Origin of the sequence: Pseudoalteromonas sp. DY56-GL22, assembly GCF_041414715.1 — a bacterium.
Classification (GTDB): domain Bacteria; phylum Pseudomonadota; class Gammaproteobacteria; order Enterobacterales; family Alteromonadaceae; genus Pseudoalteromonas; species Pseudoalteromonas simplex.
The window spans coordinates 19100-34202 of sequence record NZ_JANHZR010000015.1 but is presented as its reverse complement, the minus strand read 5'-3'; the positions used below and the strand labels follow the sequence as shown (position 1 = coordinate 34202).

Genomic DNA, 15103 nt, shown 5'->3' with positions numbered 1-15103 from the left:
GCTATCAGCTATCAGCTATCAGCTATCAGCTATCAGCTATCAGCTATCAGCTATCAGCTATCAGCTATCAGCTATCAAAAGCTTAAAACCCGAGAAATGAATGTAAAGCTATTGTTGTTTAAAAGCATAAATGATGGAACCCCCTCTCGATCTGCTAAAAACTGACGTCTGAAAGCTGGCAGCTCCAAAAACAAAAAACCCAGCCGAAGCTGGGTTTTTGGTATTCTGATAAACGTAAATATTAACGTTTTGAGAATTGTGGACGCTTACGTGCTTTCTTAAGACCCACTTTCTTACGCTCAACTTTACGTGCATCACGTGTAACGAAACCTGCTTTACGAAGTGTAGGACGTAGAGACTCGTCAAACTCCATAAGTGCACGAGTGATACCGTGACGGATAGCACCAGCTTGACCAGTTGTACCACCACCTGAAACAGTGATGTGTAGGTCAAACTTTTCAGTCATTTCTACGTGCTCTAATGCTTGACGAACAACCATGCGAGCAGTCTCACGACCGAAGTACTCTTCTAGAGAGCGCTTGTTGATTACGATGTTACCAGTGCCTGGGCGTAAGAATACGCGAGCACTTGAACTTTTACGACGACCTGTACCGTAGTATTGATTTGCCATGATAGTGCTCCTTAAATGTCTAGAACCTGAGGCTGTTGTGCAGCATGGTTGTGCTCAGTACCTGAGTAAACTTTAAGTTTACGGTACATTGCGCGGCCTAAAGGACCACGTGGCAACATGCCTTTAACAGCTTTTTCGATGATCATTTCAGGCTTTGCAGCTTGAAGCTTGTCGAAAGTAGTAGACTTAAGACCACCTGGGAAACCAGTGTGTGCGTGGTACATTTTGTCTTTTGCTTTATTACCAGTAACAGTAACTTTCTCAGCGTTGATAACGATGATGTAATCACCAGTATCTACGTGAGGAGTGTATTCAGCTTTATGCTTACCGCGTAGGCGACGAGCGATTTCAGTAGCGATGCGACCTAAAGTTTTACCTTCAGCGTCAACTACGTACCAGTCACGTTTTACTGTTTCTGGCTTAGCAACAAACGTTTTCATTTATTAAAATCCAATGTTTTTTAATTAAAACCACAGGTAATTATTATTAATTACCGCTCTAAGTTGAATGCTTTAACCCCTTCGAGTTTAAGACTTTGAGCCATCAATTAGAGGCTAAACTAATATCTGGCAATAGAACGCAACGTGGCAGACGCGGGAGTATACCAGCACTTGAACCACATTGCTATATGATGGTTGTTTTTTATTCGAGAAAATCGGCTATCAGCTAAGTGCGCGCGAAATAAATTTCAAGCCTACATCAATCGTAGGCGTCACGCTTGCTTGGCGCGCCTTACATTCAACACCGTTCGGCTGAAAGCTGACAGCTCTACTACGCTAAATGCTCTTTTGCTAAGTATTCTAACGATTGCATTTCTTGTAGTCGGCTAATACAGCGCTTAAATTCAAAATTTAAGTTACCTTCGCTATATAGCTCGGTTATTGGCTTTTCAGCAGAGATAATCAGCGTAACATGACGCTCGTAGAATTCATCCACTAACGCGATAAAACGACGTGCGGCATCATCATTGGCTTGCCCAAGAGCTTTTACGTTCGACAAAATCACCGTGTTATAAAGTCGGCTTATTTCCATGTAATCAACTTGGCTGCGGGCTGTTTCGCATAGTTCACTAAACTCAAACATAGCAATACAGTCAGACACTTTACGGGTTTTGATCATCCGCCCTTCAATTTCAATTTCTTTATCGAGCACACCCGGCTCAGGTGACAACTTATCGAAGTATTCAAATAAATTATCATCAGCTTGCTTATCAAGCGGACTATGGAAAATTTCGGCTTGCTCAAGGGTACGTAAGCGATAATCAACCCCCGAGTCTACATTAACAATTTCGGTGTTGGCTTTTACCAACTCAATTGCTGGTAAGAAACGTGCGCGTTGCAAACCGTTTCGATACAGCTCATCAGGCACGATGTTTGACGTAGCTACCAGCACAATGCCGCGCTCAAATAAGGCTTCCATCAAACCACCTAGCAGCATTGCATCAGTGATATCTTGCACAAAAAATTCATCAAAACAGATAATATCTGTTTCTGATTTAAAGATATCTGCAACCACATTTAATGGATTACTGGTATTTTTTAACTTTTTCAGCTCATCATGCACGCGATGCATAAAACGGTGAAAGTGCACACGCATCTTACGATCAGTAGGTAAAGCTTCGTAGAACGTATCAACTAAATAGGTCTTACCTCTACCTACTCCGCCCCAAAAATACAGCCCTTTTATACTTGGCGTGCTATCTTTAGAGAATAGTTTGGCAAACCACCCCTTCGCGGCCGGTTTGTCTGCCGTTAGGTCATCATAGAGTCTTTGCAAATGGCGCACTGCATTTTCTTGCGCTGCATCATGTACAAAGTCTTCACGTTGTAAATCTTGTTGGTATTTCTGCCAAGGAGTCATAGGTCGTTACAATAAAACACAGTTAAATTTGCACAGTATATTAACACGCATCGTATCTCAGGGTATATTAGCCCGCAGTATGATTTCACAATCAAATTAAGCATTTTTTAATAATGATTGGACTATAAATGCTTTTAAAGCATTTGTTTTTGTTATTTTTTCCCAAAGGGGTAGATTTATGGGCACAATTACCTGGATAGGTATTCTAATCATCGTTGCAATTTCAGCATTCTTCATTGGTGCTTTTGTAACCAAAAAACAATTTAAGCAAGACGAACTAGAACAACAAGTCGAGCAAGCTAACAATGCACTTGAACAATATCGTCAAGATGTAGCTGATCATCTAGCGAGCACAGGTAAGCTAGTATCTAAAATGAAAGATAACTACGACCAGCTACTGAACCATGTAGAAGAAACAAATAAACTGCTACTTGCTGATAAAAAACAGCACCCAAATGAGCCGTTCTTTTCTAAAGAAACAACTGAGCAATTACAAAACTCATTACAAGACCGCAGAGGCGATCGTTCAAGTGCTGAAGCTCAGCCTGCTGACTATGTTGTTGGTGAAACGGGCTTGTTCACTGGCTCAGAGAAAGTTTCAGAACATTCTAAAGCCTCTTGATGAACTTTTTTTTGACCCCATAGTCATTAGATATAACAGCTTTATATCTAAACCAAGAAAAGGGCTGCTTATGCAGCCCTTTTTAGTTTTTGCTTTATCTCTGAAGTGGAGTAAACCCAGACTATGAAAATGAAATTATCTGTTATCAGTGCTGCTATTTTATCTTCTAGCTTATTATTAAGCCCTGCAATTTCAATGGCAAAACTTCCTGTTGCTGTAAATGGTCAACAATTGCCAACCCTCGCACCTATGCTTGAGCAAATCACACCGGGCGTGGTGAGCATTCAAGTATCAGGCTCCAAAGAAGTTCGCCGCCGTGCGACTCCATTTGATGACTTTTTTGGTGTTCCTCGTGGTGGCAGTCAAAAGCGTGAATTTAGTGGCCTAGGCTCAGGTGTGATCATTGATGCAGACGAAGGGTACGTGGTTACTAATAACCATGTTATCGAAGATGCCGAAAAAATGGTGGTGACCTTAGAAGATGGCCGCGAATATGACGCGACCAAAATTGGTAGTGATAAAGAGTCAGATATTGCCTTGCTGCAAATTGATGCCGAAGACTTAACAGCGCTTAAAATTGCCGATTCAGATCAGTTACGTGTAGGTGATTTTGCAGTTGCCATTGGTAATCCATTTGGTCTAAGTCACACAGTAACATCAGGTATCGTCAGTGCCCTTGGCCGTAGCGGTTTAAATATAGAGGGCTATGAAGACTTTATTCAAACCGATGCAGCTATCAACCAAGGCAACTCAGGCGGCGCGTTAGTGAACCTTAATGGTGAACTGATTGGTATCAACACTGCTATCTTAGGTGCATCAGGTGGTAATGTGGGGATTGGTTTTGCCATTCCATCTACCATGATGAAAAACCTTGTTGACCAGATCATCGAGCACGGTGAAGTGCGTCGTGGCTCGCTGGGTATTTCAGGTCGACCACTTGATGCAGGCCTCGCTAAAGCACAACAGCTAGACGTAAAACAAGGCGCTTACGTTATGCAAGTAATGGATGATACAGCAGCAAGTAAAGCGGGTATCAAAGCGGGTGATGTAATCATTAGCGTTGATGGTACTGAAATTAGTGGTTTCCATGAATTACGCAGTAAAATTGCTACCCTTGGCGAAGGCAAAAAAGTAAAACTGGGCATTTACCGAGATGGCAAAATCAAAACCGTTAATGTCACATTAGATGGTGCATCAGCAACGACTGCTGCTGGCGAAGAAACGCACCCAGCTTTCCAAGGAGCGACATTAGAAAATACCCAGAAGAGTGATGGTAAGGGTGTTGAAGTAACCGGCGTACAAGCGCGTTCTCCAGCTGCTCGTGTCGGCCTTGAAGAAGGTGATGTGATCATGCAAGTGAACCGTCAACGCGTTGAAACAATCCGCGACATGAATAAGATCATCGAAAATACCAAAGGTAACATCGTACTAGGTGTTAAACGAGGTAGAGAGCTTATTTTCGTACTTATTCAGTAAACCTAGTTGATAAATCATGAAAAAATAACAGCGGTGCTTGCCGCTGTTATTTTTTTTGTGCCATCATTAAGGGATTGCTCACTGATAATAAGAATACTGTGCTGAAACTTTTAAAATTTATCCTTCCACCGCTTTTCACTGGTTTAGGCATTGCCTTTTTAGTGGTTTTATTTAGCCCAAGCCTTCGTAGCACACTGTTACCAGATATGAATTTACCTGCAGCGATATCCTCTGAACATATGAGCTTTGCTGATGCAGTACAAAAAGCAGCGCCGTCGGTTGTTACTATTTTTTCAGAAAGCATTTCCAATCAACCGCGCTATAAACGTCAAAACACCGTTCAAGCTCTTGGCTCTGGTGTGATCATGACCCAAGACGGCTATATCTTGACTAACTACCATGTAATCAAAAATGCCGATCTCATTATCGTTACACTCGCTGATGGCCGTCGTTTTTATGATGTACAAGTGATTGGTTTTGATACTCAAACAGATTTAGCACTGTTAAAGATCAGCGCTGAGCATTTACCAAAGATTCCAGTGAACGATAAATTTAAACCACGTGTAGGTGATGTTGTTTTAGCGATAGGTAACCCGCTTAACTTAGGTCAAACCATTACCCAAGGTATTATCAGTGCGACGGGTAAACAAAACTTAATCGATAGCCCTTACAGCAGCCTATTACAGATGGATGCTGCGATTAACGTGGGCAACTCAGGTGGCGCGTTAGTCAATTCAAGAGGTGACTTAGTCGGTATTACCTCGGCACAATTTAAAACTCATGAAAATCTCGATATTCAGGGTATTTTCTTTGCGGTGCCTTACTCGATTGCCAAAGATGTGATGGATAAACTAATAAAGCATGGCCGTGTCGTACGTGGCTATTTAGGCTTTAGTGGCACCGGCATTGATAGTACAGGTAAAGATGTTAGCGATAACTTTACGCCTGTTGCAGGTATGCGTATTTCTCAACTTGATCCATTTGGCCCAGCCTGGAAAGCAGGTATTAGAGAAACAGATATTGTAGTTAAAATTGGCGGTATTGCAGTAGCAAACCCACAACAAGTGCTCGAGAAACTGGCCAATACAGAGCCAGGAAAAGAACTTGAGTTTGAAGTATATCGCAATGGCAAAATCTTAAAAGTAATGGTGACTGTTGCAGAACTCGAAGACGAGCAGTAGTTACTTAGGTAATACAGATACAAAAAAGGCCTAACACTTGTTAGGCCTTTTTTGGAAGTCTTAGCGATTAGCTTGAACGGCGCTTGATATTAGCACCTAGCGCACTCAGCTTATCTTCAATGCGTTGATAACCACGGTCTACGTGATAGATGCGGTCAACAATAGTCTCACCTTGAGCAACGATCCCTGTCAAAATAAGGCTCGCTGAAGCACGTAAATCAGTTGCCATCACTTGCGCGCCTGATAGGCTTTCTGTATCCCCACAAATTGCCGTATTACCTTCTAAGCGAATGTTTGCGCCCATACGCTGTAACTCTGGTACGTGCATAAAACGGTTTTCAAAAATCGTTTCTGTGATGGTTGCACTGCCTTTCGCTACCACATTTAAAGCTGTAAACTGCGCTTGCATATCGGTAGGGAAACCCGGGTGTGGCATAGTCTTAATATTAACTGCTTTTAATTCGCGGCCACGCATATCAAGATAAATGCTGTTATCAGTGACTTCAACCAAGGCATTGGTAGCGCGTAGTTTTTCAATCACAGGATCAAGACTATGGTGGTCTGTATTTTTACAAAGCACTTCACCGCCAGCCATTGCCGCCGCAACCAAGAAGGTACCTGTTTCAATGCGATCAGGAAGAATGCTGTACTCACAACCCGATAGTGACTCAACCCCTTCAATTTCGATACGGCTAGTGCCTGCACCGCTGATCTTCGCACCCATCGCAATTAAGCAATTAGCAAGATCGGTAATTTCAGGTTCGCGAGCGGCATTTTCAAGTACAGTTTTACCATCAGCCAGCGTTGCTGCCATTAGTAAGTTTTCTGTTGCGCCAACACTGACCATCTCCATAAAGATTTCAGCACCTTTTAAGCGACCATCAACCTTAGCGTTGATGTAACCATTTTCAACCTTGATGATAGCGCCCATGCGCTCGAGGCCTTGAATATGGATATCAACTGGGCGGGCACCAATCGCACAACCACCTGGCAGTGATACTTGCGCTTGGCCAAAACGGGCAACTAAAGGGCCTAATGCAAGCACAGAGGCACGCATTTGCTTTACCAGCTCGTACGGTGCAAGCGTTTTATCAACCGTCGCACCATCAATGATTAGTTTGTCTTGCTGCCATTCGACATTTGCACCCAGCGTTTTTAACAAGGCTTCTGTGGTGCCGATATCGCGTAAACGAGGAACATTACTAAAGGTACTTTTGCCCTGCCCTAAAAGCGCAGCAAAAAGAATTGGAAGAGCGGCATTTTTAGCGCCAGAAATAGTGACTTCACCTGCCAGCGAGGTGCCACCTTGAATAACAAATTGATCCATTAGGAGGTCCTGCGACTATTGAGGTAAAATAAATTTTTGTTCGCGTTTCCATTCAGTCGGTGTGAACGCTTTGATAGATACAGCGTGGATTGTACCGTCTGAGATTGTTGACATTAACGGAGCATAAACCAACTGTTGCTTCTTCACGCGAGATAAACCATCAAAACACTCACCAACAGCAATCACTTCGTAGTGGCTACCATTTGCTTTAACAATCACTTCATCTAGTTTTAATTCGTCGCGTAATAACGTTTCGACTTGGCTCGTTTCCATAAATCTCACTCAAATAAGTTTGTGACCTGACCCAACTGCATTAAGTTTTGCAATTGCTCAGGGCTATTTTGCAGTTCAAGGTGAATGCCTTGCTGCTTTAATTCTGCGAAAGAGTGAATTAACCAAGCTAAGCCCGCCGTGTCAACCCTAGAAAGCCCAGAAAGGTCAAAATACCATGTTTTATGCTTAGTATCTGGCTTAACGTTCAGAAGCCGTTCACGACCAATTGAATTTCGAGTCAGTTCGCCACTGACTCGAAACTGGTTCTCTTCAAGTTGAGTAATCTCGACTTTACTCATTGCCACCTTCACCTCTGAACTGAACTGGCAACTGGCTCTTCTGCTCCAATAAATCACTCACATATTCTATACCTTGTTGGCGTAAAATACCTTGTAATTCACTTTGTTTAGCATCTAATAAGCTAATACCTTCCGCAATCATGTCATAGGCTCGCCAATCACCATCACGATCCTCGCGTACCTTAAAATCGATTTTAATATCTGGCTTACCCGGCTCAACAATTTTTGTTTTCACTACTACGACATCTTGGCCTTTGAAAGGCTGCGCAGGTGCGAACTCAACGCTTTGATTAGTGTACTGTGTAAACACGCCAGCGTAAGTGGCGATTAAATATTTTTGAAATACATCAATAAAGCGCTGCAACTCTTTAATTGCTTTCGCTTTTTCTTCTTTATCTTCGATAGCGCGCACCTTTGATACATGATTACCTAATACGCGCAGTGCAGCATATTTGTAGTCTATGTAAGGCATCAGCTCTTCTTCAACGATAACGCGTAAATGCTCTTTATCTTTCGCAATTAGAGGCTGATCTTTAGAAATACGCGCAAACGTATGATCAGATACTTTACGCACCATTTTATAAGGATCTTTTAAATCAATATTTGCATCAGCTGCATTGACATTTAACGTCAACAGCATGCCCAAACATACTAAAAACTTCTTAAACATAATTATTCACTTCCTTGGTTGAATAAGAACTGACCTATCAATTCTTCTAAAACTAATGCTGATTTTGTGTCGGTAATGTAGTCACCATTGGCAAGAGCCTTACTTTCAACACCAAACAGCTCATCTAAGCCAGCATCTTGTTCATTAACTGTCACTTCATTGCCCATACAACGCTGCTCAGCAGATTCTGGGGCAATAACAGGGTTAATACCTAAATACTGTTCACCTAAAATACCTGACGTTAAAATAGAGATTGATGTGGTGTCTGAAAACTTACATAAGTAATTAGCATCAATCGCCATATTAACCACCGGCACAAACTCTTTTGGATGGATAAAAATAGATTCAACTCGACCAACAACCACACCACCTACTTTGATAGGCGCTCTTGCTTTTAAAGAACCAATATTCTCAAACTTTGCGTTAAGTTGGTAAGTTTCACCACTCCCACTAATGCCAGCATTCGCAACTTTAAATGCTAATAATGCAAATGCAGCGATACCAAGGGCTACAAAAAAGCCAACTAATATTTCTAATTTCCGTGAATTCATCTTAATACCCTAATTAGCTGGTAAACATTACCGCTGTTAAAATAAAGTCAAAACCTAATACTGCCAATGACGAGTGCACAACGGTTTCTGTTGTGGCCTTACTGATCCCCTCAGATGTAGGAACACAGTCATAGCCTTTGTAAAGTGCAATCCAAGTCACAATCATGGCGAATACAAAACTCTTAATCATGCCGTTCACAATATCTTGTTGAAACGACACTTGCGCTTGCATGATTGACCAGAAGCTTCCTGAGTCAACACCAAGCCAATCAACACCCACTAAATGAGCGCCAATAATAGCAACCGCAGAAAATATTAGTGCAAGCAATGGCATACTGATAAAACCAGCCCAAAAACGCGGTGCAATAATGCGTTTAAGTGGATCGATCGCCATCATTTCTAAACTTGATAATTGTTCAGTCGCTTTCATTAACCCAATTTCAGCAGTAAGCGCACTACCCGCGCGACCAGCAAACAGTAATGCTGTTACTACAGGGCCTAACTCACGTAATAAGCTCAATGCCACTAAGGGTCCTAAGCTATCTTCAGCACCATAGCCTACTAATACGGTGTAACCTTGCAGAGCGAGCACCATACCGATAAATAGGCCTGACACCATGATGATCAAAAGAGATTGCGAGCCCACCATATATAATTGGCGAACAAGTAAAGGTGTGCCTTTTTTAAAGTTTGGCACATTAACGAGTGCACCAAACAGCATTTGAGTAGAACGACCAAGCGCGGCAAAGCGCCCTAGCGTTTTGTGACCTAACTTCTGGAATAGATCAAGCATTATGCACTCCTAGTAATTCATCATCATACGCAGGAGCTGGGAAATGGAATGGCACAGGGCCATCCGATAAACCATTTAAGAACTGTTGCACAAGCTCAGATTCATGGTTTTGCATTTGCTCAGGTGACCCTTCGCCTATCACTCCTTGATCAGCAATGATGATCACGTGGTCGGCAATACTCATAACTTCTGTTACATCATGAGTTACGATCAGTGATGACAAACCTAACACCTCATTCAATGACTTAATAAGTTTAACAAGCACACCCATGGAAATAGGATCTTGACCAGCAAAAGGCTCATCATACATGATAAGTTCTGGATCAAGGGCAATTGAACGCGCTAAAGCAGCACGACGAGCCATACCACCTGAAAGCTCAGACGGCATTAAATCTTGTGCACCACGCAGGCCAACAGCTTGTAATTTCATTAAAACAACAAGGCGGATTAAATCTTCGCTAAGCTGAGTATGTTCGCGCAAAGGAAAGGCGATATTGTCAAACACTGACATATCGGTAAATAAAGCGCCGCTTTGGAACAGCATGCTCATTTTGGTACGGGCGGCGTAAAGTTCCTTGCGAGTCATGCTAGGAATGCTTTTGCCTTCAAATAAAATGTCACCAGAGTCAGGCTTCAGCTGACCGCCAATTAAGCGTAACATGGTGGTTTTACCAATGCCGCTCGGTCCCATGATAGCGGTAATCTTGCCTTTCGGAATGTTAAAACTCATATTTTTATATATGATTCTATCGCCCCGTGAAAAGGTTACATCCTTGATTTCTACTATTGATTGCGACAAGTCGCTCTCCATAACGTTTTTCACTAGTTTTGCCATTTTAAGGGTTTTTTAGTCAAGATGGAAAAAACAAATCGTAAAATTTTGTAATATTTTCTATCAATAAATTCTAAAGCTAGCTGTAAAGAGCTTAACGACACCTGAAATTTAGTTTCCTTACCAAGCACGCTTTATGCTTGCCAGCCCATTCTTTTACTTATACTTTCAGGTTCGCTTTTGTTACTATTTGCAGTCATCTGTATAAGTAATGTTGGCGTATCGCAATGGTGACTTCTTTTGTCATTTTAATTATTGGCTTTGCTGCACTCGTTTGGAGTGCCGATCGGTTTGTTTATGGGGCGGCTGCACTGGCAAAAAATATGGGGATCCCCACCCTAATCATTGGTTTAACTGTTGTTGCTATGGGCTCATCAGCCCCTGAAATGATGGTATCTGCATCGGCAGCACTTGCTGATAAAACAGATACTGCGGTAGGAAATGCGGTCGGCTCTAACATTACTAACATCTTACTTGTACTTGGTGTCACAGCTTTACTGCGCCCCCTTTCAGTATCTTCAATGACACTTAAACGCGAAATGCCGCTGGTACTGTTAATCTCAGTAGCCGCTTGGTATGTGTTCTCAGATAACTATTTTTCGTTCGCTGAAGGCATTGCCTTGATGATTGCCTTTGCGGTGTTCATTGGTGGCTTAGTTATTGTGTCTCTGCGTGCTAAAAATCAAGATGACCCATTCGTCAGCGAAGCGTGTGAAGACGTTCCGAACGATGTCAGCACTAAATCAGCCATATTTTGGTTAATCATCGGCATGATTTTATTACCAGTCAGTTCACACTTTTTAGTTGAATCAGCCGTTGATATCGCAAAATATTTTGGTCTATCTGACCTTGTTATCGGCTTAACCATAATTGCTATTGGTACCAGCTTACCAGAGCTAGCGGCTTGTATTGCAGGGGTTTTAAAAAACGAAGACGACTTAGCACTTGGTAATATCGTTGGCTCAAATATTTTCAATTTACTCGCCGTATTACCTCTTGCGGGTATTATCAACCCTTCAATTATTGACCCTTCTGCGGCAAACCGCGATGCACTTATCATGATTGCAGCAACCGTTGTATTGATTGCCATGTCATTGAACTTTAAAGGTGCTCGTCGTATCAATAGAGTAGAAGGTGGCTTCTTGTTAGTCGCATTTATTGCATATCAGGGCTATATTTTCAGCCAAGTAGGATAATTAATGACACAACCTAGCTTTATCGCGCAGGGTAAGCGCGTACTCGAAATTGAAGCACAAGCTTTACAAGAAATTGAGCAATATATAAATCAAGATTTCGATAATGCTTGCCAATTAATGTTCCAATGTACAGGTCGTATTATTGTGATTGGTATGGGCAAGTCTGGCCATGTAGGTAATAAAATTGCAGCAACCCTTGCAAGTACTGGCACTCCGGCATTTTTTGTTCATCCTGGCGAAGCTAGCCACGGTGATTTAGGCATGATCACCCGCGACGATGTGGTGATGTGTATTTCAAATTCAGGTGAGACCAGCGAAGTACTCAGTATTATCCCTGTTATCAAGCGCATTGGCGCAAAAATGATTTCATTAACAGGCAACCCAGACTCAACAATGGCAAAACTGTCTGATGTTCATGTGTGCATCAAAGTTAGCCAAGAAGCGTGTCCGTTAGGCCTTGCCCCAACGGCAAGCACCACTGCAACCTTGGTTATGGGCGATGCAATGGCGGTTGCGCTACTAGAAACCCGTGGTTTCACTGCCGACGATTTTGCACTTTCGCACCCTGGTGGCAGCTTAGGTAAACGTTTATTACTTACATTAGATGATGTGATGCACGCAGGCGACGCAACGCCAATCGTTAGCGAAACCCAAAGCATCAAAGATGCATTGATTGAAATGTCAGCCAAGGGCCTTGGTATGACCGCAGTGATTGGTGCAGATGAAAAGTTAGCCGGGTTATTCACTGATGGTGACTTACGCCGTATTTTAGAACAGCGCATCGATATCCATAGCACGGCAATTAGCCAAGTGATGACCCGTTCATGCACAACGGCTCGCCCTGACATGCTTGCGGCTGAAGCTTTAAATATTATGGAGCATAAACGTATTAATGGTTTAATTGTGGTGGATCAAAGCAACACACCAATTGGTGCCCTTAATATGCAAGACTTATTAAAAGCAGGAGTTCTCTAAGCAATGACATTCGCCGAACTATACCAGCCCCTGAGCCCTGATGTGAGTCAGCGTGCTCAAAAAATAAAACTATTAATCTGTGATATTGATGGTGTTTTTTCTGATGGTCGAATTTATTTGGGTAATAATGGCGAAGAGCTTAAAGCATTCAATACTAAAGATGGTTTTGGTATTAAAGCACTCATTAATAGTGGCTTTGAAGTGGCAGTGATTACTGGCCGCCATTCACAAATAGTTCAGCAGCGAATGACTAGCCTAACAGTTCAGCACATTTATCAGGGACAAGAAGATAAGCTGATTGCTTATCAAGAGTTAAAGGATAAACTGGGGCTGACAGATGAACAGATTGCCTATATTGGTGATGATGGTCCAGACTTACCAGTTATGGAAAAAGTTGGCTTTGCTGTCGCAGTAAACGATGCACACCCGCTTATCAAGAAGCTGGCTCATTACACCACATTATTACCGGGTGGCTTTGGAGCCGTGCGTGAATTAACTGATTTACTGATGTTAGAAAACGGCAAGCCGTTAACTAGCGATGGAACCAGCGCATGAATATAGCCCGTATTTTACTGAGTATTGTTTTTGTCTGTTGCATGGTGTGGTTATGGTACCCGTACTTTAACCAGTCAACTGATACAATAACTAGTGAAGACGAGATCATCGCAACACCTGATTACACTGCCGTTGCTCTAAAGCAAACAGCTTATGACGAGCAAGGTAAAATTAGTCATAAAGTGGCAGCTGCAAAAATGGAGTTGTATCAACAATTAGGGTTTACCTTTTTTGAACAACCTATTTTTACTATTTATAGCGATCAGCAAGTTTGGCAAGTAAGAGCCAAAGAAGCTACTTTATACGAAAATGATCAGCTGATTTTTGAAGGGGATGTAGTTGCTAAAAACTTAACCCATAACGGTATGATCGAAGACATAAAAGCAGAAAATATTAATGTCGACATTGATAAAATGACGATGTTTTCAAAGCAACCTGTAACACTAACAGGACCGAATTTAAAAATTACCGGTAAAGGCTTAAAAGCCGATTTAAAAGCCGAAATTGTTGAGTTAACTAACCATACACGAACCATATACTATGACCAATAAACTGAAGAAATTACTCCTGATCCCAAGCTTATTGATTGCCTTTTCGGGCGCAGCTGCCGAGCAAACAGGCGCTCAAATTAGCATTAGCTCAGATCGCCAAGTCGGTAAACTAAAAGATGGCGTTGGCATATTCGAAGGTAACGTAGAGATCGTGCATGGTGATCGTCGCATTACAGCAGAGCGACTTGAGGCACATGGCGGTGACACCGAAGGTACAGTCGAATTAATTATCGCTACAGGCAAACCAGCTTACTTCGAAGAAAAGCAAGCTGATGGTACCGTGATGAGCGCCAGCGCCGAAGAAGTTCGTTATGATGTTGCGAAACGCTTCTTAACACTCAATGGCGAAGCTGAAGTCACTCAAGCGGGTCAAAAAGTAACGGCAAAAAGCATTACCTATGATATGGCTCAACAGCTGATCAGCGCAGAAAAAGACGAAAACTCAACAGATCGTGTACACACTATTTTAGTGCCTGTAGAAAATAAAAAAGACGATAAAGGCCAACCATGAGCACATTAAAAGCAGAGCTTTTAGCTAAAAGCTACAAAGGCCGCCAAGTGGTTAAAAATGTCGGTCTTGAAGTTGAAGCGGGCAGTATTGTTGGCTTGTTAGGGCCAAATGGTGCAGGTAAAACCACCACCTTCTATATGATTGTAGGCCTCGTACCAAGCGACAAAGGAAAAATAAGCATCGATGATAACGATATCACGCTTTTGCCAATGCACAGCCGTGCGCGCTTAGGTATTGGTTATCTACCACAAGAGTCGTCTATTTTTCGAAAATTAACAGTTTACCAAAACTTGATGGCCATATTAGAGACCCGCAAAGATCTTAACAAAACAACGCGCGAAGAGACGCTTAACAACTTATTAGATGAATTTAGCATTCAACATATTCGCGATAGCCAAGGTATGGCACTGTCAGGTGGTGAACGACGCCGCGTTGAAATTGCACGTGCATTAGCCGCTAATCCTAAATTTATCCTTTTAGATGAGCCTTTTGCTGGTGTTGATCCTATTTCGGTGTTAGATATAAAGAAAATTATTGAGCACCTAAAAAATCGTGGTATTGGTGTACTTATTACTGACCATAATGTTCGAGAAACCCTTGATGTTTGTGAAAAAGCCTACATTGTTTCTCATGGGGAGCTAATTGCATCAGGCACACCTGAGCACGTATTAGCTGACCAAACTGTACGTGATGTTTATCTAGGCGAGCAATTCAGGCTGTAACCATTACGCCACCGACTAGAGCATCTGCTAGACTTATACAATGACAATAAATCGATAACAGTGTCCTCACCGTTACCG

At 42.3% G+C, this 15103-nt stretch carries 19 protein-coding genes; 9 read left to right on the top strand and 10 right to left on the bottom strand.

Annotated features, from left to right (window positions below; genetic code table 11):
* Window positions 1–241 precede the first annotated feature (241 nt).
* The 3 genes from rpsI to zapE all read right to left on the bottom strand — a co-directional run bounded on the left by rpsI (window position 242) and on the right by zapE (window position 2491).
* Window positions 242–634 carry a 30S ribosomal protein S9 gene (gene rpsI, locus NO991_RS19960; RefSeq protein WP_095209788.1) on the bottom strand — a complete coding sequence of 131 codons (393 nt, stop codon included), beginning with the start codon at window positions 632–634 and terminating at the stop codon, window positions 242–244.
* Between the two features lie 8 nt (window positions 635–642).
* Window positions 643–1071, bottom strand: a complete 429-nt coding sequence (gene rplM, locus NO991_RS19955; protein WP_054554177.1) for a 50S ribosomal protein L13 — start codon at window positions 1069–1071, stop codon at window positions 643–645.
* 331 nt (window positions 1072–1402) lie between these two features.
* Complete coding sequence (gene zapE / locus NO991_RS19950; RefSeq protein WP_054554176.1) at window positions 1403–2491, bottom strand: cell division protein ZapE; 1089 nt, start codon at window positions 2489–2491, stop codon at window positions 1403–1405.
* 178 nt (window positions 2492–2669) lie between these two features.
* Here zapE and NO991_RS19945 point away from each other — a divergent pair, with 178 nt between their 5' ends.
* The 3 genes from NO991_RS19945 to NO991_RS19935 all read left to right on the top strand — a co-directional run bounded on the left by NO991_RS19945 (window position 2670) and on the right by NO991_RS19935 (window position 5770).
* Entirely contained in the window at window positions 2670–3113 is a 444-nt protein-coding gene (locus tag NO991_RS19945) for a YhcB family protein (protein WP_055020791.1), read from the top strand.
* Window positions 3114–3236: 123 nt separating this feature from the next.
* Complete coding sequence (locus NO991_RS19940) at window positions 3237–4589, top strand: Do family serine endopeptidase (RefSeq protein ID WP_138602010.1); 1353 nt, start codon at window positions 3237–3239, stop codon at window positions 4587–4589.
* A 98-nt stretch (window positions 4590–4687) separates the two neighbouring features.
* Window positions 4688–5770 (top strand): trypsin-like peptidase domain-containing protein, encoded by a 1083-nt coding sequence (locus NO991_RS19935; protein ID WP_166339581.1) that lies wholly within the window; start codon window positions 4688–4690, stop codon window positions 5768–5770.
* Window positions 5771–5837: 67 nt separating this feature from the next.
* Here the strand turns inward: NO991_RS19935 and murA are convergent, their stop codons facing one another.
* Genes murA through NO991_RS19900 form a run of 7 tightly spaced genes read right to left on the bottom strand, consistent with a single transcriptional unit; the run spans window position 5838 to window position 10494 of the window.
* A complete protein-coding gene (gene murA / locus NO991_RS19930) occupies window positions 5838–7097 on the bottom strand; it encodes a UDP-N-acetylglucosamine 1-carboxyvinyltransferase (RefSeq protein ID WP_138602006.1) in 1260 nt (419 codons plus the stop codon).
* 15 nt (window positions 7098–7112) lie between these two features.
* Window positions 7113–7370, bottom strand: coding sequence for a BolA family protein (locus NO991_RS19925; RefSeq protein ID WP_054554171.1), 258 nt, complete (start codon window positions 7368–7370; stop codon window positions 7113–7115).
* A gap of 5 nt (window positions 7371–7375) precedes the next feature.
* Window positions 7376–7669, bottom strand: coding sequence for a lipid asymmetry maintenance protein MlaB (locus NO991_RS19920; protein ID WP_054554170.1), 294 nt, complete (start codon window positions 7667–7669; stop codon window positions 7376–7378).
* A complete protein-coding gene (locus NO991_RS19915) occupies window positions 7662–8309 on the bottom strand; it encodes a phospholipid-binding protein MlaC (RefSeq protein WP_371352324.1) in 648 nt (215 codons plus the stop codon). The genes NO991_RS19920 and NO991_RS19915 overlap by 8 nt, the downstream gene beginning before the upstream one ends.
* 32 nt (window positions 8310–8341) lie before the next feature.
* Window positions 8342–8890: an outer membrane lipid asymmetry maintenance protein MlaD gene (mlaD, locus tag NO991_RS19910; RefSeq protein WP_054554168.1), complete on the bottom strand. Its 549-nt coding sequence runs from the start codon at window positions 8888–8890 to the stop codon at window positions 8342–8344.
* 13 nt (window positions 8891–8903) lie between these two features.
* Complete coding sequence (gene mlaE / locus NO991_RS19905; protein WP_054554167.1) at window positions 8904–9683, bottom strand: lipid asymmetry maintenance ABC transporter permease subunit MlaE; 780 nt, start codon at window positions 9681–9683, stop codon at window positions 8904–8906.
* Window positions 9676–10494: an ATP-binding cassette domain-containing protein gene (locus tag NO991_RS19900; RefSeq protein ID WP_082389312.1), complete on the bottom strand. Its 819-nt coding sequence runs from the start codon at window positions 10492–10494 to the stop codon at window positions 9676–9678. The genes mlaE and NO991_RS19900 overlap by 8 nt, the downstream gene beginning before the upstream one ends.
* 248 nt (window positions 10495–10742) lie before the next feature.
* Here NO991_RS19900 and NO991_RS19895 point away from each other — a divergent pair, with 248 nt between their 5' ends.
* From NO991_RS19895 to lptB, 6 genes are read left to right on the top strand one after another with little or no spacing between them, the layout of a single operon-like run.
* Window positions 10743–11711, top strand: a complete 969-nt coding sequence (locus tag NO991_RS19895; protein WP_166339583.1) for a calcium/sodium antiporter — start codon at window positions 10743–10745, stop codon at window positions 11709–11711.
* A 3-nt stretch (window positions 11712–11714) separates the two neighbouring features.
* A complete protein-coding gene (locus NO991_RS19890) occupies window positions 11715–12686 on the top strand; it encodes a KpsF/GutQ family sugar-phosphate isomerase (RefSeq protein ID WP_166339585.1) in 972 nt (323 codons plus the stop codon).
* A gap of 3 nt (window positions 12687–12689) precedes the next feature.
* Entirely contained in the window at window positions 12690–13241 is a 552-nt protein-coding gene (gene kdsC, locus NO991_RS19885) for a 3-deoxy-manno-octulosonate-8-phosphatase KdsC (RefSeq protein WP_138602001.1), read from the top strand.
* Window positions 13238–13792 (top strand): LPS export ABC transporter periplasmic protein LptC, encoded by a 555-nt coding sequence (lptC, locus tag NO991_RS19880; RefSeq protein WP_054554162.1) that lies wholly within the window; start codon window positions 13238–13240, stop codon window positions 13790–13792. The genes kdsC and lptC overlap by 4 nt, the downstream gene beginning before the upstream one ends.
* Complete coding sequence (gene lptA, locus NO991_RS19875; RefSeq protein WP_054554161.1) at window positions 13782–14303, top strand: lipopolysaccharide transport periplasmic protein LptA; 522 nt, start codon at window positions 13782–13784, stop codon at window positions 14301–14303. Before lptC ends, lptA begins: the two co-directional genes overlap by 11 nt.
* Window positions 14300–15025 carry an LPS export ABC transporter ATP-binding protein gene (lptB, locus tag NO991_RS19870; protein ID WP_054554160.1) on the top strand — a complete coding sequence of 242 codons (726 nt, stop codon included), beginning with the start codon at window positions 14300–14302 and terminating at the stop codon, window positions 15023–15025. Before lptA ends, lptB begins: the two co-directional genes overlap by 4 nt.
* Window positions 15026–15103 lie beyond the last annotated feature (78 nt).